Below are 21462 nucleotides of genomic sequence, written 5' to 3'. Positions count from 1 at the left end.
GGGTTAGACGACTGAGCCGAGTTGGAAGATGGGGAGGTACATGGCGACTACTAGACCCCCGACGACGACACCGAGGATGACCATGATCATTGGTTCCATCAGGGTGGTAAGGCTGTCGACCATGTTGTCGACTTCTGCTTCATAATAACCTGCTACTTTATCCAGCATTTCATCCAGCGCACCCGACTCTTCGCCGATGGACGTCATCTGAATAGCCATACTTGGAAACACTCCAGTGGCGCGCATCGAGGTATTGAGTTGTGTGCCGCTGGAAACATCTTGCTTGATTTTCCCTACAGCGATCTTGAACACCACGTTGCCGGCAGCCCCTGCTACAGAGTCCAGCGCCTCCACCAAGGGTACGCCCGCGGCGAAGGTGGTTGATAACGTGCGAGCGTAGCGGGCGATGGCCGATTTATAGAGTATTTGGCCAATGACCGGTATTTTCAGCAGGCCTCTGTCGATACCGTCGCGCATGCGTTGGCTACGTTTAAAAGCGTATTTGAATGCGTACATGAATGCGATAATCGCGCCCAAGACCACCCACCACCATGCCTGCATGATTTCTGAAAGATTGACGACCATCAGTGTGAACGCCGGCAACTGCGCGCCAAAGCCGGAAAACACGGCCTGAAATTGCGGCACTACTTTAATAAGCAAGATCGACGATACGATGAGCGCGACGACCAAAACCGTTATTGGATAAGTCATTGCCTTCTTGATTTTTGCTTTGAGCGCCTCGGTTTTTTCCTTATAAGTCGCAACTCGATCCAGCAATGCTTCGAGTGCGCCTGCCTGTTCGCCGGCATCGACGAGGTTGCAGTATAGGTCGTCGAAATACTCGGGCTTTTGCCTTAGCGAGGTGGCAAAGCTATTGCCTGCCGCAACCTCTAGCTTCAAAGCTAGTACCAGATCGCGCATTTTTGGATTTTCAACGCCCTCGGCAATGATGTCGAACGATTGCAGTAGCGGAACGCCGGCTTTCATCATGGTTGACATCTGGCGCGTAAACAACGCGATGTCCATCGGCTTAATTTTTTTGCCTTTGCTGAATATAGAGGTGGTTTTTTTCTTTATCTTCCCGGGTGAGATACCTTGCCTACGTAGTTGCGCTTTGATCAGCGGAATACTAGTGCCGGTCATTTCACCGGAGATAGACGAGCCTTTCCGGTCAGTGCCTTCCCAAATATAGACATTGGTCTTTACTGCTTTGGAGGCCATTGCTTAGTCCTTGGTGACGCGATTGATTTCGGCGAGGCTAGTCAGCCCCTGCATGACTTTTTGCAGACCAGAGGTTCGTAAGTCATTGAAGCCTTCCTTGCGCATAAGCGCCGAGATTTCGATCGAGTTACCCGACTCCATGATCAGTTGTTGAAGCGCTGGTGTGTTTCGGACCACCTCGTAGATACCGAGTCTGCCTTTATAACCCCCAGTACAAAGGTCGCATCCCACGGGCTCATAAATAGTAAATGTCCCGATTCGATCAACCGGTATACGCTCGGCTATCAGCGCCTCGCGTGGAATCTCAGCGGATTTCTTGCACACGGGGCAAAGCTTGCGCGTCAATCGCTGGGCAATGATCAGACTGACAGAGGTCGCGATGTTAAAGCTGGCCACGCCCATGTTCTGCAGGCGTGTCAGGGTCTCAGCGGCACTATTGGTGTGGAGCGTCGAGAGAACAAGGTGACCTGTCTGGGCAGCCTTGATAGCAATCTCTGCAGTCTCGAGATCTCGAATCTCGCCGACCATGATGACGTCTGGATCCTGTCGTAGAAAAGACCGAAGCGCAGAAGCAAAATCTAATCCTTGGCGGTTGTTCACGTTGACCTGATTGATGCCCTCCATATTGATTTCAACCGGGTCTTCTGCGGTCGAGATATTGATATCGACCGTGTTCAGAATATTGATACCGGTATACAGAGAGACCGTCTTACCTGAGCCCGTAGGACCAGTAACAAGGATCATGCCCTGAGGTTGCTTCAGCGCTTGAAGGTACAGTTCTTTCTGCTCGGGCTCGTAGCCGAGCGCGTCAATACCCATTTGCGCGCTTGAGGGATCAAGGATCCGCATTACGATCTTCTCGCCCCACAACGTAGGCAGGGTATTGACCCGAAAGTCGATCGCCTTGTTCTTGGATATCCGCATCTTGATCCGGCCATCCTGCGGCTTGCGACGTTCCGAGATGTCGAGACTGGCCATGACTTTGAGGCGCGCGGCGATCCGGTTGGCCAAATTTATTGGAGGGCGTGCAATCTCCCGGAGCATGCCGTCGGTCCGAAAGCGTACGCGATAGATTTTTTCATAGGGCTCGAAGTGCAGGTCTGATGAGCCGCCGCGAATTGCATCGAGTAGCATTTTGTTAACAAAACGTACCACAGGAGCGTCATCAGCGTCCTGGCCTGCGATGTTTTCATTGCGGTCGTCGTTGACAGATTCAACGTCTAATCCGTCCAGATCGACATCCGCCAAGTCTTCCAAACCAGTGCTGCCGGAGTCAAAGAAGCGCTCTATTGCCTCCGTAAGCTTGTCATCTTCTACAAGAATTGCCTCTGCTGTCAGACCTGTACTGAACTGGATATCGTTGATGGCTTGGTGGTTGGTAGGATCGGACAGACCGATGAACAGCTTGTTGCCGCGGCGCCACAGCGGTAGCGCATGGTGTTGGCGAATAAGCTTCTCGCTGACGACACCGCGTGGGTTTGACTCTTTATCGAGGGTCTTGAGATCAAGCAATGACACGCCGAACTGATCTGCTGCGACCTCAGCGATTTCTCTGCTTTTGGCAAGCTTGTTCTGTACCAAGTAATGGACGAAGGGCGTCTTGTTGCGAAGCGCCTGAGCGTAAGCCTGTTGCGCGGCCTTGTCAGTGATGACTTCTGCCTGAACCAGCTGCTTAGCCAAGCCTGAAAGAGCGATATCGTTCATGGTCGTACCTGATGCTTCGGATAGGTGGTTTATAGCGTAGTCGGGCACTAGATCCAAATCGGACGTGCAGCGTGACGTAAAATGTCAGTTTCTAGCGTTTTCTCGTCCCACCAACCGGTGGAGCAGCCGTAAATACCGCTTGAGGACACGTTCAGGGACATGGCACGACGCTTGCTAATACTCCTGCAACGGTCAAACGACCTGATTGTCCATTGGAGGCGTAGTAAATATGAAAGCTCAAAAAGGTTTTACACTCATTGAATTGATGATCGTGATTGCGATCATTGGTATTTTGGCTGCGATTGCAATTCCTGCCTATTCCAAATACCAAGGTCGTGCAAAAGCCACTGCGGGTTTGGCTGAGGCTAAAGCGCTTACCACTAACTTCGAAGATCTGCAAAATGGTGGGACAGCACCAACGGCCGCTAACTTGAACGCCGCGACTACTCAGAACTGTGCTTGGACAATTACAGCCGGTGTTAGCGGCTCCATCAAGTGCACATTGCAGAATGCGCCATCAGCAATCTCAACTGGCACAATCACCTTAAATCGGGTTGACACTTCTGGCTGGTCTTGCACGGCTGCCAACATAGACGCAGCCTATATGCCTAAAGGGTGCTCGTGATCCTAGACGGTCGGTAATGGCTCTGGAGACGGCCTCGTAGCGAGGCCGTTTTGCGTTAATGTCGAGGTGCCTTTATGACGGACCAGAAAGGTTTCACGCTGATAGAGATCATGATTGTGATCGCCATAATCGGTGTCCTCGCAGCCATCGCTATTCCTGCATATTCGCTTTACCAAGGACGTGCATCTGTTGTGGCAGGTGTTGCAGAGGGCGGAAACCTCAAGCAAATATTTGATATCAGCTTGGTGCAAGGTACGACCATTACCTCCGCAGCCGATATAGGCGCAGCAGCCAGTTCCTATAGCTGCAGTAGTCAGGTTGTCACCAGCAATGCAAATACGGGAGCTGGGACAATTGTCTGCACGCTTGCCAATGGCCCTGCCTCGGTAAAAGGGCAGACTGTAACCTGGACGCGTAACAGCGTGACCGGTTGGTCATGCTCAACATCGGCTGATGCTTCTCTAGCGCCAGCTGGCTGCCCACATGGCTCGTCCAATTAACACGCAACCCGCACTGGCGTTGCACGGTCGCGACGACAGTGCTAATTTACGCCACCATCACCGCCGGTGTAGCTCAGTCGGTAGAGCAGCGCACTCGTAACGCGAAGGTCGTAGGTTCGATTCCTATCTCCGGCACCATTTCTCCCGTCACCAGCACGCCACGGCCGCCTTGAGCGGTTTTTTTTCGTCTTGAATTACTGTTCCGGCCAGTAACAGCGTGATAGAACTCCCGCATTAAATGAAAAACCCCACCGAAGCGGGGTTTGTTATTCACAAGCGTTTGGTGACCGTTTCGTAAACATCGTCGTTACGACGGGGACCTACGCAGACCACCAAAACGATTTCGGTTCCGTTGATACGGTAGACGATGCGTACGTCCCCGACCCTTAACCGCCTAAAGCCGGCCAGCGTCCCGTTCAGCGGTTTCCCGATCTTGTCAGGCTCCCCGTTAGCGATACGTTCATCAATCGCTTTCAGGACTCTTTTCGCGTCAGTGTTGCCCAGTCGCTTGAGGTCGTCGTACACAGCAGGGTGAAACTGAACATTCCATTTCATGTGAGTTTGCCTACTTAAAACGAGCCATCATGTCCTCGAGGCTCACCGTATTCGTATCATCCAGACTGGGCAGGCGCTCGATGGCAAGCAGTTCAGCGCGAAGATCTTCGAGCTCATCCTGCATGGCCTGGTAGGTTTCAACACCTACCAAAACAGCTGCTGGCTCGTTGTCTTTGAAGATTACCAAGTGGGGCACCTCACCACTGGTAACATCCTTGAGGCGCGCACCAAAACTACGAACCATAGCGGTGGCCGACACTGCCTGCTCAGCCCGGTTCAAGAGTGCACTCATGCTATTTATCCTCGGTAGTCGATTATCAGTAGTCGGTTCGTCGTCAGTGTGAGTCGTCTGTCGTCAGTTCATTATCAGAATCGCTGTCATCATCATTCGGATGTGCATGGTGGTTCTGGATGCAAAGTATTACGCAAGATATTACGCAAAGCAATACGCATTTTCGCGCGCATGGTCGACGGTCTCCATGCGGTCTGGAAGCTTTGATACCTTGCAGTCAGGCATCCCGCCGGGCGTACCGATTATGCATTTGGTCGAGTATCGAGTCTTCCAGGCAGGCCCGCTCCCGCTGACGCACTCTGCGCTGTGAACGCTTGGGCGGACCTATGTGAATCTTTTGGGGCGATGTGAGCACGCAGCCCGAACTTCATTATTTTGTACGAGCACCTATTGATCACGCTTTAGCCGGCGTCATTCTCAGCGAGATAGCGCGGCTCCGCATTGTTGCGCAAGACCCTGAGCAGGGTGGGCTCCCTCTCGGCTGGCATGCTCATCAGCCTTTATCCCTCCAAGGTTATTGCAGCCTTGTCCGATGCTCGGTATCGTTCGCCCCGTCGCTGCAAATTCAGCGAACGGGTTTGACGGCCCGATCAACTCTAGGCGCACAGGCGCCCCCATTACGATTGCAGGCGCTTTTTTGTGCCTGCACATCTTGTTTATGGCGGCTGTGCGTGGGAGACCTTCGGGTCTGCCGGGTTCCTAGAGTTCCGGTCCGTCAACCTGCGCACAGCTGCCACCCTTATTCGTTTGACGGCGAACCGTGGCAGCTCTTGAACTCTAGGAGCTACACCGATGACCAATAATGTTTTATCTCTTTCTCTAGCCTGCCTTCCTGGCAACGTCTCGAATGAGTTTTTCCGCCCTCTGGCCAATCCGCGCGCAGCGGCAAGCCTCGGAGGCACCCAATGAACAAACCATTGGTCACTACCGAGCAAAAATTTTCAGACTATGGCTCAGATGGCGAAAGGAGCTACGTGTTCGCCGTTAACGCCGGGGTGGGTGGTGAGTGCGCGCTTAACCAAGCGTCCGACCTGATCGCCAGCGTCCTGGACGCGGTAAAGGAGGCGGCCATGGGCAAGCCTCTGCAGGGCAACCAGGCCTGGCTGGTCCACCACTCGCTTGCCAGCGCAAAGGCGGTCGTCGATGCACTGAGCTCCACGTATCAATTCGATGACGGTATGTAGACTGGACCTGACCCGACTGAGTCCCGAATCGGATAGCGGCCTTGGGCCGTGAGTAATCCTGCGCTCATGGCAAAAGTGCTATCTCCAGTCGTATTCCCGACCAGTCATTGATAGGTCCCATTTTGGGACCTATCGTTCCCATTCTGGGACCGTCTTGATGGCCGTCGAATGACTGCTCGGCCGCACTATCCACCCGACGTTGTACACGACGGCAAACTGGCAGAGTAAACAAGCCGCGGGCCACAGTTTTGTCGTTCGTGTTGTAGCGCAGGCGCAAATTGATTTGCTGGATCGCAGCGGGAGCCGGCGGCCTCTTCGCGGGCAAGCCTTGCTCCTACAGTAATTTCACTCCAGTACGAGGCGACCCGCCATTCACCTCAAATCTGAAAATGCTTCACCATCGTATTCAACTCATAAGCCAGACTCGCCAACGACTGCGAAGCCGTCGTGGTCTGCGTCGACCCTTCCGCCGATTGAATCGACAACTGCTGAATATTCAACAAGTTCTGATCCACCGCCCGAGCCACATGTGCCTGCTCTTCCGCCGCCGTAGTAATCACCAGATTCCGGTCATTGATCTCATCGTTAGCCGCCAGAATATCGGTCAGCGCTTTCTGCGCCAGCTCAGCCAACTCCAGCGTCTGCTGGGTCATATTGCTGCTATCGAGCATGGTATTCACGGTGCTGGCGGTGTTGGCCTGAATACTGCCAATCATCTGTTCAATCTCTTGCGTCGACTGCGCCGTGCGGTGGGCGAGGGCGCGCACTTCGTCGGCGACCACGGCGAAACCACGGCCGGCCTCACCCGCGCGGGCGGCTTCGATGGCGGCGTTGAGGGCCAGCAAGTTGGTTTGTTCGGCGATGGTGCGGATAACGTCCAGTACTTTGCCGATATCCTTGGCTTGTGTGGCCAGGCCGCCGACCTGCCCGGAGCTGACTTCCACGCCGCGGGTCAGCGCCCTGATGGCGTTCAACGCTTCGACCATGCGCTGCTGGCCTTTCAGGGCGATGCTGCGTGATTCCTGGGACAGGTCGGAGGTCGATGCGGCGTTGCGTGCGACTTCTTCAATGGCGGTGGTCATCTCGGTGACGGCCGTGGCTGCCTGTTCGATTTCACCGTGTTGCTCTTGCAAGCCCCGGCTGCCCTCGGCGGTCACGGCATTGAGTTCTTCGGCGGCGGCGGCGAGCTGGTTGGATGAGCCGGTGATTTGCTTGAGAGTCTGCACCAGGCTGTTGCGCATGGTTTCCTGGGCGCGCAGCAGGCGCGTGGCTTCGTCGTTGCCGGTGGGATTGATCGGGTGGGTAAGGTCGCCCTTGGCAATGGTTTCAGCCACGTGAACCGCTTCGATGATGGGGCCGGTAATGCTTTTGGTCAGCAGCCAGGCCACCAGAATGGTACCGGCACTCACGAGCACGATAACGATGGCGATGCCGCTGACGGCGTGTTGGTAAGCGTCAACGGATTGCTTGCCGGCTTGCTCTGCGCCTTTGTTGGCCAACTCGATCAATTGATCGAAGTTCTTGGTCATCTGCTCATAGCTTGGCCGAATGCTGTTGAGGAAGTCCACGGCACCGGCTTTGTCGCCGGAGCGCGAGCGTTTGAGCATTTCGGTGTGGTTCTTCGCGTAGGCGTCGAGGCTCTGGTTGAATACATCGAGGCGCGACTTTTCGTCGGCGGTCGTGAGGAGCGCGGCGTATTGGGTCAGTTGTTCTTTGACGGCTTTCAGGCGGCCGGCGGATTTATCTTCGTAGGTCTGCATGTCCGCATCGGCCGACGACAGGATGTGCGCCATTTCCCCCAGGCGATAACGATCGAGCGAGGCGTTGGCGAGTGCCAGGATTCGGACGCGTTGCATCCAGTTGTTCTGAATGTCTGAGGCTTCGGACTGGACTACGTTGATCTGCTTCAACGCGAACAGGCCTAGGAACACACTCAGCAGCGCGATAGCGGCGAAGCCGATGAAGGCTCTGGCGGCGATTTTTATATTTCTCAAAAACATGGGTTTTTCGCTCGGGCTGGGAGTGCGTTGGGCAGTCGTTTGGGGCAAGAAATCTTGGGGTGATCTGCAAGGCAGTCGTGTCAGACCACCACAATATCTAGTCGGCTGGGCGCTGAAAGTCTTTAGCCGTTTCGTCGAATATAGGGGCTGGAACTCAAGCTTTTGTTACCGCCGCCGACATTTTCGATCAAGCCATCTATTCAGCGAACGCGCATGGAAGTTCTCGACATCATCTTGGGTTTCTCCCCCGTTATCATCTGCGTCGTGACCATATGGCTGGGCATTGCACGCAGGCGTCCCAAGGACGGCTATACGGTCGATGGTCGGATCACGTATCTGGAGGGTAAAACCGCCGGGCTCCCGCTACTGACCTTCAGCTATTCAGTGGGCGGCTCGCGGTTTCATAAATCCTGGGCAGACACGCTGGATCGCAGTGACGACTACAGGCTCCGAGAGGCTGTCGTGCGTTTTTCTGTGGGCGATACGGTGTCGGTATGGTGCGCCAGGAAAAATCCCGAGGCGTGCCGGATTGTTCTGCCTGAAGAATGGAAAGCCTCCCCGGACCCACTGGCCGCCATCGAGAAAGTGCGCATCCCCGAGTATCGGGTGAAGATGTATTCCACGTTCGGATTGCTGGTTTCAGTGCCGCTCACGTTCGACACCTTTAAAGATGTCAGTAAGGCGTGGGCGGATCTGCAGTTTGTATGGAACACTGGATCCCGTCGGGAGCCCTTTTTGCAAACGCTCGGTTGGGCACATCAGCCGCTCGAGTTTGGAATTTACTTTTCCCATGACTTGCTGATGCTGATAGTTGCAGCGCTGGTCAGTACGGGGCTGATATGGCGCATCGTGCGAGGGCGTGGAGCGTTTGGGCGGTGGTTCTGAGCGTCCAGCTATGCGCTGGTAGCTCAACCGGCACACGTGACGGCTCCGAACTGGAAAGTCACCTGCCCATCGCCTTATGTCCGAGCAACACGCGAAGCCAGCTTTTTTTCCAAGCGGCGCATCCATATCTCCAATTGGATGATCGCGGTTATCGGTGTAGATACGATGAAGAACACCATCCCGAAGAACATTCCTGCGCCGATCCAGCCTTGTATGTCCGTGCCGTTCCACATACAGGCTGACGAGATACTTTTGCCGCCATGGCAACCCAGGCGATCATGTACCCAGAGGGACACGCGCCACCAAGCCAGGAACAGAGCTGAGGGTGTCCAGATCAACAGGTCTTTCCATCTCATCTGTTTTTCCCATCGGGGAGTACTGGAAAAATAAATGCGCCTTGGATACGCGGCGCATGGGCGCCGACTGCTGTCCTGGCGATCACTTCATGCAGGTTCCCGGCGCGCCGATAGTAGGGGTACTCTACTCTCCTCAACGCATCGCATTAACCAACATGAACCACCCAATCGCCCAATCCACACGGGCTTTCACAAACTTCTGAATCGAATCGAAATTTTTGATCTGCACCGGATTCCACGGGTTGCTCACCCAATCCACAGTCCCTGCCGGCTGTTGATCTGAAAACGCGTAGTACTGCGTGGTCACTGAAAAGTCGCGGGTGGCCTTGTGAAAACCGCTGACCAGCGCCGAGTCAGGCACGCTGAAACCCCGGTCCTTCAGGCGGCTGGCGGCGGCGCGATAGACGGGTTGCTGCCAGGGGGCCTCACTGTGATTGACCCAGTAGCACTGTTGCAGCCCTCGGGGCTGGTTCAGTTCCACTCGGGCGGTATAGTCGGCGGGCTGACTGCAGGCGCCATAGGCGGGAAAGCCGTTGTTGTCGGTGGCTGTCTCAAGGTGCGTGACCATCAATTCCAGAAGCCGCCCTTTGTCGCTGCGCGCGAGCACCAGCATTCGATCCTGGCCGCGTGGCGAGGGTGTGTTGTCGGTGGCTAGCACTTCCCAGGCGCCGTCGGGAAGCGGCAAGGTCTTGCCTGCCAAGTCAATGAAGTTGCTGACTACTTTGCCGACTACGTTATCCGCGGTGGGATTCTTTACGGCGGTTTGCTTGTTGCCCAGCCAGCGCTGGATGGTGAAGTGATCGCCCTGATAGCCCCCTTGGAAGGAGGTGGGCTCCAGACCGGTCAATGATCTGAGCCGAAGCATGGCGCTTGAGTATTCAGGCCTGCTGGCATCGTATGCCCAGAATCCGCCCGGCTGGCGCGAACAGTTGCCGCATGGGGACAGGTCATGGCTGTAGACTTCGACCGGCACACCGCTGGGGACACCTTGAATGTCGGGGCCGGAGTAGCCGGCGACGATAACTTTGCGAAGGTCGATGCCTGGGCGCACGGCGATTTTCCAGCTGACCGCCTCATAGGCCATCAACACCAGCACCATGGGCGCGGTGGTGCGTTCGACATCGACATTGATAGTGCGGTAATCGGCGTGCGCATTTTCGAACTGCCGTTTGCAGTCGATCATCTGCGGCGTGCCCATGACCGCCTTGCAGGCCTGCATCCATTCGATACGCTGCGGGCCGGATGTCGCCGGCCCATAGACACCGACGACGTGCATCTCGACATCACTGCCATAGGTCTGTGCAGCGATGGTCACGGGGCGGTCAAAAGCGGGATCGCGGGGCGATTGGCGGTTCTGGCTGGCGGAAACCGTCTGCACACGGGCAATTGCGGCCGCAGGCGCCTGGTACTGCCCCACAGTCAGTGGAGCAGGTGATAGGCGCCAAGGTGCTGCGAGTATGCATAACGCCGTTATTAGCACGGTGCAGCAGAACACCCAGCGCCATGCCGGCGCGTCATGCCACAGGCTGTCAGCATCGCCCATCGTCTAGCCTCGTGAAGGGGTGGCGAGCGGGGGGCGTACCGCCACTTGCTGCTCTTCGTCCATGTGTAACTCGACGCGTAGCTGCCCGGCTTTCTTGGCCTCGATCAACGAGTCCGCCAATTGCTCTTCGATGGCCCGGATGAGGTCCCGCGAAGAGGTCGAGCGTTTCTGCCGTTGATAGCGCGCCATCAGCGTCAGAATGATATTCGGATCAATGCCCTGTTCAGCCACTTGCAGTCCGTACCCATGAATCATGCTTTCTATTTCGAGGGCGCAGACTCGAGCGATATCGAGTCCCTGAAAAGGCTGAAATACAAAAATTCGGTCGATCCGGTTGAGCACTTCAGGCGCGAAGTTGGCATCGTGCAGGGTGTTTACCGCCGCGTCGCGCAAACTGTCGGGGTCGGCGGCAAACTGCGTCGACACTTCCGCCAGGCGCTGAGTGCCCGCGTTGGTGGTGAGGATGAAGATGGCTTGCGTGGTAGCGATCTGCTGACCGTCGGACCGTTCAGTGATGAAACCGTCGTTCCAGGCCGTGAGAAATGCCTTGAGCACATCAGGGTGGGCCTTCTCGATTTCGTCCAACAGCACGACAGCATTCGGCGAGTCCAGCAAGCCTGCGGTCAACTTGCCGTAGGTGTCTGAGCCCACGTAGCCCTTGTTCATGCCCAGCAACTGCGAAAGCGAATGGCTGCCGGAGGCGAATTGGCTCATGTCGAAATGGAGCAGCGGCCGCTCCAGTTCCTTGGCGAGGACTTTAGCCAGATAAGTCTTGCCAGTGCCGGGCGGCCCTGCGAGCAGGAACACGCCTACCGGCTTGCCGCGTTGCGACAGTGCCAGGCGCCGACGAATCTGTGCGGCAATGTCATCGCAGACGGCGTTTTGTCCGACGACGCTAAGCTTGAGTGCTGCAGCGAGGCTTTTCGCATCGATGAAGGTGGCCGAGTCGAGTTTTTCCATACCCTCTTCCAGCACCTGCTTGTTGGTGAGTCTGTCGAGAATGTCCATAAGCGCACCTGTCTTGAAAAGGGTGGGGAGTCGGTCGGTCGCGTGCAGCCAGCCCAGGATAAGCAGGAACCAGCCGAGTAGGGCAGCCGCGCAGAGGTACCAGCCGATACCGTGCAATGAGGCGATGAAAGCCGCGACGGCGGCCGGTTTCGGCCAATGAGTCTCGATGAACTGGAACAGCATCACGAAAACCATCAGCGCGAACATCAGCGGCATGTAGCGGGGCAATCGGTTGAGCATGGTTTGCTCCTTAAATCCCAAGTGGCAACTGCAGCGTTTGCCCAGGGGCGAGCACTGGCAGTAAGACCGGCCCGGTGTTGGTATGGATGCCCAGGGTGATGCCGCCCCCGCCATCGACTGCTCCTGTCACGGTCAAGCGGTGTGTAGCGTCCACCGGTATCGCGATTCGCTGATGCGCGTTGAGCAAGTTGCAATCGATGCTGAATCCGGCAGAGGCGAGATGGACGACATCGCCATCTTCTGAGGCGAAATCCCAGACCTCAACCCATACCAAACGGGTCTGATCGGTCTGGCGGGTAGCCAGTGACGACGTGACGGCGGCACGCAGCTGGGCGCGCTGAGGTGTGTCGAGGTGCATGGTATCCAGCGCGCGCTCCATGTCTTGAGGTGCAACTGGTTCAAGTTGCAGGGGCGCCAGGGTCGCGAAGGATTTTTGCAACTCGTTGCGGGTAGCGTTCGATACGTGGTCGGAGCTGCCCGGCCACCAGGCCGTCAGAAGGCTACCTCCGCCCAGGACCAGCAGGGCGGCAATGATCGCGAGGCGAAACTTGGGGAGACCTTTCTTCACGCGTGGGGCGATGATGGTGGTGCTTGAGGATTGAGGAACAGGTTCCAGATGCTTGCCGGCCATCAACATCGTCCTTGAATATACGTTTCGGTATTTAACCACTTCTGGATGTACCGGCAGCGGGTCCGCGATCATAAGGTTTTACTGTCTGGCTTCCTGATGCACGCTGGTAGAGGGCGGTGAAACGCCCTGCATCAAGGGTATTGGTTGATGACCTGCGCCTCATGCCCCACCGCAAAATTCACCGACCGCGCAATAAAGCACTTCTCGTGCGCCACCCCATGCAGCGCCTTCGCCTTGTCGACATCCGCCCCCGGCGCCAGCACCACCTTGGGCTTCAATACCACCGAGGTAAACTGCCCGGCGCCATCGCTTTGTTCAATCATCGTGCCTTCGGCGTGGTCTTCATATTCCACCACCACAATGCCTGCCTCGGCACACAGCCCGAGGTACCACAGCTTGTGACACGCCGATAACGACGCCAGCAGCAATTCCTCCGGGTTCCAGCGCGCCGGATCGCCACGAAAGCTGGGGTCGGACGATCCTTCGATCGTCGCCTTGCCTGGGGCCTGAATCTCATGCGCCCGGCTGTAGCCGCGATAGGTCGCGGTTCCGGTGCCTTGGTTGCCGGTCCAGATGACGTGAACCTGGTAGTGGTGTTCTTTGTTGGCCATGGATCCTCCCTGTGATTGCTACCGACAAGTAACAAGCTGTTGCCATGATGATTCCAGGCGATATCCTGCCTGATTCTCTCGGCCATTATCAAAGAAAGGAACACCATGGAACTGGGTCGCACCATCAAAGCCTGCGCTGTCCTGGCAATCATCGCCGCCATGGCGGGTTGCGCCACACCGGCCAGCGCGCCGTCCAAGGGCTCGCGCACGACGCTGCAGCATGTGGCCTATCCCAACGGCTATGAAGTCAACGTGATCCGCATCGTGCTGCCGGCCAATGCTAATTCACCGCATCACACCCATCCTGGATTGGAGTCCGGTTATGTGGTGCGTGGCTCGGTGACAGTGGCGATCGATGGCCAGCCGGAGCATGTGCTGCACGCTGGCGACACCTTCGAGACGCCGGCCAATGCTCCGCATATCGTCAAGAACGGGCCGCAGGAGACGGAAATCGTTTCGACCTATATCACCGAGGTGGGCAAGCCGTTGACGCAGGTGATTCAGTAAGACGAAGCTTCAATCTCGGCGTGGCGGGGTGCGTTTTTCGCATTCACTTCCAAACCACATCCCCCACCACAATCTTCTTCGGCAACAACCCGTTCCCATAAAACAGATCCGCCGTCGCCTGCTGCGCCTTCACCACCCCATCGTCGATCGGCAAGATCGGCGAAGGCGGGCGGTTGTCCATATACCGCTCGATAATCCCCTGCGGCAATCCCATCGACTGCGTCAGCACCTTGATGCTCTCGTCCCGATGGCTGCGCGTCAGCGCCTCGGCCGCGGTCAACTCGCCCAGCAATGCATGGACGAAGTCGCCATGGTCCTGCGCATAAGCCCGGCGCGCCGTGTAGATCGGCCCGGACAACCCTAGCCCCGTGCCATCGGCCAGCAGCCGTGCATGCCCCTCGCTCAACGCCAGTGACGCATAGGGATCCCAGATCGCCCAGGCGTCCACGCTGCCCTGTTCGAACGCCGCACGGGCATCGGCGGGGGTGAGGTACACCGGCTGAATATCCTTGTAGCTCAGCCCGGCCTTGTTCAGCGCGCGCAGTACCAGGTTGTGGGAGCTTGAGCCTTTCTGGAACGCGACCTTCTTGCCCTTCAACTCCGCCACGTCATGCAGCGGGCTGTCGTTGCGCACCAGGATGTTTTCGGCCTGGGGCTTGGCGGGTTCTGCGCCGATATACACCAGTTCGGCCCCAGCGGCCTGGGCGAACAGGGGTGGAATATCGCCGGTGGAGCCGACGTCGAGCGCGCCGACGTTCAGGGCCTCGAGCATCTGTGGCCCGGCGGGGAATTCCACCCATTTGACCTGGGTATTGGGGAAACGCTTTTCCAGCAGGCCGTGCTCCTTGGCCAGCACCAGGGCGATCGAGCCCTTTTGATAACCGATGCGCAGGGTGGCCGGATCGGCCGCCCAGGCGCTGAGGGTAAAGGCCAGCGCAAGTACGCTGGCAACTGCTTTGACGACGATGTTCATGACGCTCTCACTTACTCAGCGCTGGAAGGTTTTTCCCACAGATTGATGCCGCCCTCGACGGCGAAACGATCGATTTCAGCCAGCTCTTCGGCGCTGAAGCTCAGGTTGTTCAGGGCCGCGACGTTTTCGATGATCTGCTCCGGGCGGCTGGCGCCGATCAGCGCCGAGGTCACCCGTGGGTCGCGCAGGGTCCAGGACAGGGCCATTTGCGCCAGGCTTTGGCCGCGACGTTGGGCGATGTCGTTGAGGGCGCGCACGTGAGCGAGATTGGCGTCGGACAGGTGGCTGGCTTGCAGCGAACCGCCGCCGGGGCGGTTGACCCGCGCGTCGCTGGGCGTGCCGTTGAGGTATTTGTCGGTCAGCAGGCCTTGCGCCAAGGCGGTAAAGGCGATGACCCCGGCGCCGAGGTCTGCGGTGGCTTCGAGCAGGTCTTTTTCGACCCAGCGGTTGAGCAGGTTGTAGGCCGGCTGGTGAATCAGCAACGGAATTTTCCACTCGCGCAGCAGCGCAGCGATTTCGCGGGTCTTGCTGCCGGAGTACGAGGAAATACCGATGTACAGCGCCTTGCCCTGCTGCACGGCAGTGGCCAGGGCGCTGGCGGTTTCTTCCAGCGGGGTAAGCGGGTCGAAGCGGTGCGAATAGAAGATGTCGACGTAATCGAGGCCCAGGCGCTTGAGGCTTTGATCGAGGCTCGCCAGCACGTATTTGCGCGAGCCGCCGCCCTGGCCATAGGGGCCGGGCCACATGTCCCAGCCGGCCTTGGTGGAGATGATCAGTTCGTCGCGGTACTGGCTGAAGTCTTCTTGCAGCAGGCGGCCGAAGTTGGTTTCGGCGCTGCCGTAGGGTGGGCCGTAATTGTTGGCGAGGTCGAAGTGGTTGATGCCCAGGTCGAAGGCGGTGCGCAGCATGGCACGCTGAGTGTCGATGGGAGTGCTGTCGCCGAAGTTATGCCACAGGCCGAGCGACAGCGCGGGCAGGACAAGGCCGCTGCGGCCGACGGCGCGGTAGGGCATATTCTCGTAGCGATTTTCGGCAGCGATATAGGTCATGGGGCGGTTTACCTGTGGGCAGTGAAAGAAGGGCGCGCGAGGCCAAGATGGTCGCGCAGCGTGGTGCCAGTGTAGTCATGGCGGAACAATCCGCGACGCTGCAGTTCAGGAATGACGTGGTGCGCGACATCCTCAAGGCCGCCGGGCAGGTGCGGTACCAGAATATTGAAGCCATCCGCGCCGCGGCCTTCGAACCAGGCCTGCATCTGGTCGGCAATATCGCTGGCGGTGCCGATCAGGCTGTAGTGACCGCGGCCGCCGGCGATCTTGCGGCCCAGTTGCGCGAGGCTGAGATTTTCATCACGGGACAGCTGGATCAGCAGTTGTTGGCGGCTTTGCTGGCCACTGTCGGTGAGGGGTAAATCGGGCAGCGGTTGGTCCAGCGGGTAGGCGGACAGATCGAAGTTGCCGAGCATGCGCCCAAGCAGTGCGACGCCGACTTCGGGTTCGACGAGGTCCTGGAACTGCTCGAATTTTTCCACCGCCTGGGCGGTGCTGTCGCCGACGACGACGAACGCGCCGGGCATGATTTTCAACGCGTCCGGATCACGCCCGAAGCGCGTCATGCGGCTTTTGAGATCGAGATAGAACGCCTGCGCCGCCGCCAGTGACGTTTGCGCGGTGAACACCACTTCGGCCGTTTCGGCCGCCAGTTCCAGGCCGACGGGCGAAGAGCCGGCTTGCACGACGACGGGCCGACCTTGAGGCGCGCGGGCGACGTTGAGCGGACCTCTGACCTTGAAGTGCTCGCCGTGGTGGTCCAGCACGTGCAGCTTGGCCGGGTCGTAATACTGGCCGCTGGCTTTGTCGCGGATAAAAGCGTCGTCTTCCCAGCTGTCCCACAGGCCGGTGACCACCTGATGAAACTCCCGCGCCCTGGCGTAGCGCTCGGCGTGCCCGACATGACTGTCGCGGCCGAAGTTGAGGGCCTCGGCGGCGGCATCCGAAGTTACCAGGTTCCAGCCTGCGCGGCCGCTGGAGAGGTGGTCCAGGGACGCGAACTTGCGCGCCACGTGGTAGGGCTCGTTGTAGGTGGTGGTCGCGGTGGCGATCAGGCCGATGCGGTCGGTGACGGCGCTCAGCGCCGAGAGCAGGGTCAGGGGCTCGAAGTAGTCAGAGCGGGCCATGTGGCTGGCGATGTCGCCGGTCGCGGCAGCGATGCTGTCGGCGATGAAGAGCGCGTCGAACTTCGCCGCCTCGGCGACTTGCGCCAGGTGCTTGTAGTGCTTGAAGTCCAGGCCGGCGTTGGCCGGGACCTCGCGGTGCCGCCAGGCCGCGACGTGGTGCCCGGTGGCCATCAGGAAGGCGCCGAGCTTGAGTTGTCGTGTTGCGGTGGTCATAGCGGTGTCCTTGTAAGTGTGCGGTGTGGCGGCGGGCGTCTTCGCGGGCAAGCCATGCTCCCACAGGTATCCGCCAATACATCTTGTGGAAGCAAGGTTGCGCTCGGCGGCGAAGAGGCCGGATCAGGCGACATCTCCCTATTGGCCTTCAGCCCATCAAAAATCCTTGCGCAACTGCACCCCGAAATACCGCTGATCATCGCGCGCCACCGCCCGGTAGATATACCCGGTGCCACTGGCCAGCAGCGGCGAATAGGACTTGTCGGTCAGGTTCTTCGCCAACAATGCCACGCGCCAGCCGTTGTTGTAATCGGCCAAGGCGACGCTGGCATTCCAGATGCCATAGGCGCCCTGTTTGGTGTCGGGGTTCTGGCTGATGTCGTACTGCACTTCGCTCTGCCAGTTGTAATCGGTGCTCAGCTCGACATCCAGGCCGTTGTCCAGCGGGATGCTGTAGTCGGCGCGCACGTAGCTTTTCCAGTCCGGGCTGAAGGGCAGGGTCTTGCCGTTGACGTTGCACGAGGCCGCCGCGCCTGCCGGGCAAGTGAAGCTGTCGATGCGCGCGCGCGTATAGGCCAGCGCGCCGGAGAGTTTGAGGTTGCGGCTGGCCTGCAATGCGTAGTCGGCCTCGACGCCTTCGGTACTGACGCTGCCGGCATTGATCAAGCGAGTCACCACTTGGCCGGCAACGGTGTCGTAGAAGTTGGCCTGGTAGTTGTCGTATTCGCTGTGGAACACCGCCAGGTTGGTGGTCAGGCGGTTGTCGAAGCTGGTCGCCTTGAGGCCCAGCTCCCAGTTGTTCGAGGTCTCGGGCTTGAGCGCGCCGGTGTCGCGCGGCTGCATATTGAAGAACACGTTGTAGGCCGGGCCCTTGTAGCCGCGCGAGTAGGTCAGGTAGGCCATGACGGTGTCGGTCAGATCGAACTGCGCGCCCAGGCGCCCGGACCAGCCGTCTTCGTCCACCGAGCCGGAGCTGCTGGTGCTCGGCTGAATGCCGCTGACGGTGGTGGCCGAGGTCGACACGCGGCGGTGATCGTACTCGAGCTGGTCGTGGGTCCAGCGCAGGCCGGCGATACCGCGCAGCCGCGAGGTGAAGTTGAGCGTGGTCTCGCCGAACGCCGAGTAGCTGTCGCTGGTGGTGCTGTAGTTGGCGACGCCGCGGTTGACCGCCGTGGTGGTGCGCAGCGTGCGGCTGTACGTCTCGTCGTCCTTGCCGTGCATGTAGAACAGACCGCCGACGTATTCGAGGAATTGCCCTTTGGGCGATGCCAGACGCAGTTCTTGCGAATACTGGTCGTAGCTCAGGTCGCCCTTGTCCTCGGTGCCGGGGAACGCTGTGCTGATGGTCGCCAGGCGGTCGCCGTCCTGCCACTGAGTGTTGTCCCAGCCGCGCCAGGCGGTGATCGAGGTCAGGGTGTAATCACCCAGGTTCCAGTCGAGCTGGGCGGACAGGCCCTTGTTGGTGTCCTCGACGTGGCTGCGGTAGTCGCTGACGATATTGCGGTTACCGTTGCTGGCGGTCACCGGCGACAGGGCGTTGGCGAAGGCCGGGGTCAGCGACTGGCTGATCACGCCGTTGGGCGCGTCGCTGTGGTTTTGCATGTAGTCGCCGATCAGCGTCAGCTTGATGTCTTCGTTGGGCGTGAACTCCAGCTTGCCGCGCAGGCCCTTGCGGTTGTAACCGTTGACTTCCTGGCCGTTGGCCTTGTTGTCGACGTTGCCGTCGTAGCTGCCCACCAGGCCGGTCAGCGAGCCCCTGAGCACATCGGGCACCAAGGTGCCGCCAATGCCGAAGCGCGTGCGGCTTTCGGTGCCGGTGTAGAACGACTGGTCGATGTAGCCGTGGGTTTCGGCGCTGGGCGCTTTGGTGATGACGTTGAGCACGCCGGCCGAAGCGTTCTTGCCGAACAGCGTGCCTTGGGGGCCGCGCAGCACTTCGATGCGCTCCAGGTCGAGCAGGTCGAGAGTGGCCTGACCGGGGCGACCATAGACGACGCCGTCGACCACGGTCGCCACGGTCGGTTCGACGCCGGGCGAGGTCGAGATGGTGCCGACGCCGCGAATGAACAGCGAGGTGTCTTTGTTAGAGGCGTTGGTTCGGAAATTCAACGTCGGTATCTGCTGGGCGATGGTGGCGATATCGGTGCGGTTGTCGCGTTCCAGCTGTTCGCCGTCGACCACGGTGACGGCCACCGGGACTTTCTGCAGCGATTCCTCGCGGCGGGTCGCGGTCACGGTGACGGCTTGCAGTGATACTGACTGGCCGTCGCTGCTGTCGGTGCCGTAGCCCGGCAGACTGATCAGCGTCAGCGCGGCGGCAACGGCCTGGGCCAGCTGGGCGGGTTTGAGTGTGTCCCCGAAGTGTTGATGCATGGATTTGATGCTCGCTTGGGTGAGTGCCGAACTGCTACGGTTCTGCGACCGCTGCAGCGATAGAGTGCATGGAGTGTTCGGCGGCATTCGCTCATGCGAGTAGCAAGCGATAAAACACTTCGTTAGCGCTAACGGTGCAAGTATCATCAACTCTTGGATAGATCGTCAAATAATCAAAAATTACCTTCTTATGCCTTTTTTCAATACCGCAGGAGCATCCCTTTGAGCGATTCCAAAGGCCCGCCGCGCAGCAAGCGGCGTTCGGCCGGGCGCACTACCCTGGCCGCCGTGGCGGCGCATCTGGGGGTGTCGACGATGATGATTTCGCGCTACTTCAATCAGCCTGATCAGGTCTCGCCCGAGCAACGCGAGAAGATCGCCGCAGCGGTAGCCGAGCTCGGTTATGTGCCCAATCTGGTGGCGGGTGGCCTGGCGTCGGCGCGCGGGCGTATCGTCGGCATGGTGGTGCCCAACATCTCCGGGCCGATCTTCGCCAATACCCTGCAGGGCTTCAGCGATACTCTGAGCCGCCATGGCTACCAGACGCTGCTGGCCTCGAGCTATTTCGATCAGGACAAGGAAGAAAGCGCAGTGCGGGCCTTTCTAGGCTGGTCGCCGGCGGCCTTGGTGGTGACAGGACACTTTCATTCGCCCGCCACGGAAAAGATGCTCGCCCAGGCCGACATCCCGTTGATCGAAACCTGGGACTATCAACCCGAGCGCGCGCCGGTACAGATCGGCTTCTCCCACCATGAAGTCGGGGTTCAGAGCGCGCGCTACCTGTATGCCAAGGGCTATCGGCGTATCGCCTATGTGCTCAACAGTGCCCCTGGCGACCTCAGTGCAGTGGAGCGCAGCGAGGGGTACGCCGCGACGCTGGCCGAGTTCGGCTTGACGCCCCAGGTGTTCACCCCCGATGCCGCCAATCCTCCCCTCGAAGCCGGCAAGCAGGCGATGCAGGCACTCATGGCCAGTGCCGAGCCGCCGGACGCCATCATCTTCGCCAACGACAACCTCGCCGCCGGCGGCTTGCTGGCCGGGCAGCGTGCGGGTCTGAGCATTCCTGGCGATTGCGCGATTCTGGGCTTTGGTGATTTCCCCTTCGCGCAGATGCTGATGCCGAGCCTCAGTACCCTCAAGCCGCCGGCGCTGGAGATTGGCGTGCTGGCGGCCACCCGGGTGCTGGAAAGCCTCGGCGTGCTGGCGCTTGAAGGGGAGGTGCGGCGTTTGAATCTGCTGGGTTGCGAGGTGATAGAGCGGGAGAGCTGCTGACGGGCAGGCGTATTGCAAAGACCAATAGCGGCTATAGATTCAAGCCTCTTTCGGACGCGGCCATCGTTGCTCTACACTCAGACCAGCTTCCCGCCACCACCCAAGAGAGGCCAATGTGAACGCGCCGCAAAAACGCCGTACCTTCGACCGCATTCGTGAAGCCGTCTTGCCTGAATACCGTGATCGGGTCGATGAGTATCTCGAGCAATATGAACGTGTCCTGCACGACGAACTGGCCGAACCTGCAGCCCGACAAGAGGCCGGGCAGCAACTGAGAGGCTATCTGCGTGGCCTCAATACCACCCGCGTGATCGGTATGGCTGATTGGGAAGACCTGGACCACCGTGTCGTCGAAGCCTGGTTGCTAGTCACCGCCTGAGTCGTGCTTCTCCTGCTCGCTCAGCTCCACCGCCAACGCCGCCGCTGCCACATCCGTATGTCGATAATGGATTTGCCCATCTGCCCCCTCGACCTGGAAAACCACGTCGGCTGTCGGGTCCTGTGCGCGCAGATGCTCCGGGATTTCATCGCCGCTGAGTTTCTTCACTGAAATTGCCATCTGCCTACCCTTGAAGGTCCTAAAAACAGTGGGA

Annotated in this window: 21 protein-coding genes and 1 tRNA gene; 8 read left to right on the top strand and 14 right to left on the bottom strand. The window is 58.8% G+C overall.

What is annotated here, in order from left to right; all coding sequences use genetic code 11:
* Positions 1 to 3 precede the first annotated feature (3 nt).
* Entirely contained in the window at positions 4 to 1221 is a 1218-nt protein-coding gene (locus REH34_RS11585) for a type II secretion system F family protein (protein WP_311971714.1), read from the bottom strand.
* A 3-nt stretch (positions 1222 to 1224) separates the two neighbouring features.
* Positions 1225 to 2925, bottom strand: a complete 1701-nt coding sequence (gene pilB, locus REH34_RS11580) for a type IV-A pilus assembly ATPase PilB (RefSeq protein WP_311971713.1) — start codon at positions 2923 to 2925, stop codon at positions 1225 to 1227.
* A gap of 229 nt (positions 2926 to 3154) precedes the next feature.
* Between pilB and REH34_RS11575 the strand changes: the two genes are divergently transcribed.
* The 3 genes from REH34_RS11575 (at position 3155) to REH34_RS11565 (ending at position 4188) form a co-directional block, all read left to right on the top strand.
* Positions 3155 to 3550, top strand: a complete 396-nt coding sequence (locus REH34_RS11575; RefSeq protein WP_311971712.1) for a pilin — start codon at positions 3155 to 3157, stop codon at positions 3548 to 3550.
* Between the two features lie 74 nt (positions 3551 to 3624).
* A complete protein-coding gene (locus REH34_RS11570) occupies positions 3625 to 4050 on the top strand; it encodes a pilin (protein WP_311971711.1) in 426 nt (141 codons plus the stop codon).
* 62 nt (positions 4051 to 4112) lie between these two features.
* A tRNA-Thr gene (locus REH34_RS11565) sits at positions 4113 to 4188 on the top strand.
* A gap of 132 nt (positions 4189 to 4320) precedes the next feature.
* Here REH34_RS11565 and REH34_RS11560 read toward each other — a convergent pair.
* On the bottom strand, positions 4321 to 4605 hold the full coding sequence (locus REH34_RS11560) for a type II toxin-antitoxin system RelE/ParE family toxin (RefSeq protein ID WP_311971710.1): 285 nt from the start codon (positions 4603 to 4605) through the stop codon (positions 4321 to 4323).
* A gap of 10 nt (positions 4606 to 4615) precedes the next feature.
* Positions 4616 to 4849, bottom strand: a complete 234-nt coding sequence (locus tag REH34_RS11555) for a type II toxin-antitoxin system Phd/YefM family antitoxin (RefSeq protein ID WP_311972076.1) — start codon at positions 4847 to 4849, stop codon at positions 4616 to 4618.
* A 953-nt stretch (positions 4850 to 5802) separates the two neighbouring features.
* Here REH34_RS11555 and REH34_RS11550 point away from each other — a divergent pair.
* Complete coding sequence (locus tag REH34_RS11550) at positions 5803 to 6081, top strand: DUF3077 domain-containing protein (protein ID WP_311971709.1); 279 nt, start codon at positions 5803 to 5805, stop codon at positions 6079 to 6081.
* Between the two features lie 377 nt (positions 6082 to 6458).
* Here REH34_RS11550 and REH34_RS11545 read toward each other — a convergent pair whose 3' ends face one another.
* A complete protein-coding gene (locus tag REH34_RS11545; protein ID WP_311971708.1) occupies positions 6459 to 8081 on the bottom strand; it encodes a methyl-accepting chemotaxis protein in 1623 nt (540 codons plus the stop codon).
* A 213-nt stretch (positions 8082 to 8294) separates the two neighbouring features.
* On the opposite strand from REH34_RS11545, the gene REH34_RS11540 reads away from it, so the two are divergent.
* A complete protein-coding gene (locus REH34_RS11540; protein WP_311971707.1) occupies positions 8295 to 8966 on the top strand; it encodes a hypothetical protein in 672 nt (223 codons plus the stop codon).
* A 489-nt stretch (positions 8967 to 9455) separates the two neighbouring features.
* On the opposite strand, the gene REH34_RS11535 is transcribed toward REH34_RS11540, so the two are convergent.
* From REH34_RS11535 to REH34_RS11520, 4 genes are all read right to left on the bottom strand, one after another.
* Entirely contained in the window at positions 9456 to 10865 is a 1410-nt protein-coding gene (locus REH34_RS11535) for a hypothetical protein (protein ID WP_311971706.1), read from the bottom strand.
* A 3-nt stretch (positions 10866 to 10868) separates the two neighbouring features.
* Positions 10869 to 12113 carry an AAA family ATPase gene (locus REH34_RS11530; RefSeq protein WP_226507358.1) on the bottom strand — a complete coding sequence of 415 codons (1245 nt, stop codon included), beginning with the start codon at positions 12111 to 12113 and terminating at the stop codon, positions 10869 to 10871.
* A gap of 10 nt (positions 12114 to 12123) precedes the next feature.
* On the bottom strand, positions 12124 to 12744 hold the full coding sequence (locus REH34_RS11525; RefSeq protein WP_311971705.1) for a hypothetical protein: 621 nt from the start codon (positions 12742 to 12744) through the stop codon (positions 12124 to 12126).
* Between the two features lie 131 nt (positions 12745 to 12875).
* Positions 12876 to 13355, bottom strand: coding sequence for an OsmC family protein (locus REH34_RS11520; RefSeq protein ID WP_226507360.1), 480 nt, complete (start codon positions 13353 to 13355; stop codon positions 12876 to 12878).
* A 105-nt stretch (positions 13356 to 13460) separates the two neighbouring features.
* On the opposite strand from REH34_RS11520, the gene REH34_RS11515 reads away from it, so the two are divergent.
* A complete protein-coding gene (locus REH34_RS11515) occupies positions 13461 to 13862 on the top strand; it encodes a cupin domain-containing protein (protein ID WP_311971704.1) in 402 nt (133 codons plus the stop codon).
* A gap of 43 nt (positions 13863 to 13905) precedes the next feature.
* Here REH34_RS11515 and REH34_RS11510 read toward each other — a convergent pair whose 3' ends face one another.
* The 4 genes from REH34_RS11510 to REH34_RS11495 form a co-directional block, all read right to left on the bottom strand.
* Positions 13906 to 14835, bottom strand: a complete 930-nt coding sequence (locus tag REH34_RS11510; protein ID WP_311971703.1) for a sulfonate ABC transporter substrate-binding protein — start codon at positions 14833 to 14835, stop codon at positions 13906 to 13908.
* 11 nt (positions 14836 to 14846) lie between these two features.
* A complete protein-coding gene (gene mgrA, locus REH34_RS11505) occupies positions 14847 to 15884 on the bottom strand; it encodes an L-glyceraldehyde 3-phosphate reductase (protein ID WP_311971702.1) in 1038 nt (345 codons plus the stop codon).
* Positions 15885 to 15892: 8 nt separating this feature from the next.
* Entirely contained in the window at positions 15893 to 17224 is a 1332-nt protein-coding gene (locus tag REH34_RS11500; protein WP_311971701.1) for an LLM class flavin-dependent oxidoreductase, read from the bottom strand.
* 156 nt (positions 17225 to 17380) lie between these two features.
* Positions 17381 to 19597 carry a TonB-dependent receptor gene (locus REH34_RS11495; protein WP_409373284.1) on the bottom strand — a complete coding sequence of 739 codons (2217 nt, stop codon included), beginning with the start codon at positions 19595 to 19597 and terminating at the stop codon, positions 17381 to 17383.
* A gap of 222 nt (positions 19598 to 19819) precedes the next feature.
* Here REH34_RS11495 and REH34_RS11490 point away from each other — a divergent pair, with 222 nt between their 5' ends.
* A complete protein-coding gene (locus REH34_RS11490) occupies positions 19820 to 20869 on the top strand; it encodes a LacI family DNA-binding transcriptional regulator (RefSeq protein ID WP_311971700.1) in 1050 nt (349 codons plus the stop codon).
* Between the two features lie 115 nt (positions 20870 to 20984).
* Positions 20985 to 21248 carry a hypothetical protein gene (locus tag REH34_RS11485; RefSeq protein WP_226507367.1) on the top strand — a complete coding sequence of 88 codons (264 nt, stop codon included), beginning with the start codon at positions 20985 to 20987 and terminating at the stop codon, positions 21246 to 21248.
* On the opposite strand, the gene REH34_RS11480 is transcribed toward REH34_RS11485, so the two are convergent.
* Entirely contained in the window at positions 21234 to 21428 is a 195-nt protein-coding gene (locus REH34_RS11480) for a hypothetical protein (RefSeq protein WP_311971699.1), read from the bottom strand. The two genes, REH34_RS11485 and REH34_RS11480, sit on opposite strands and share 15 nt — an antisense overlap.
* Between the last annotated feature and the right edge of the window lie 34 nt (positions 21429 to 21462).

It is taken from the genome of Pseudomonas baltica, from assembly GCF_031880315.1.
Taxonomy (GTDB): Bacteria; Pseudomonadota; Gammaproteobacteria; order Pseudomonadales; family Pseudomonadaceae; genus Aquipseudomonas.
The sequence above is the reverse complement of the archived record's forward strand: the minus strand, read 5'-3'. Positions and strand labels throughout refer to the sequence as shown.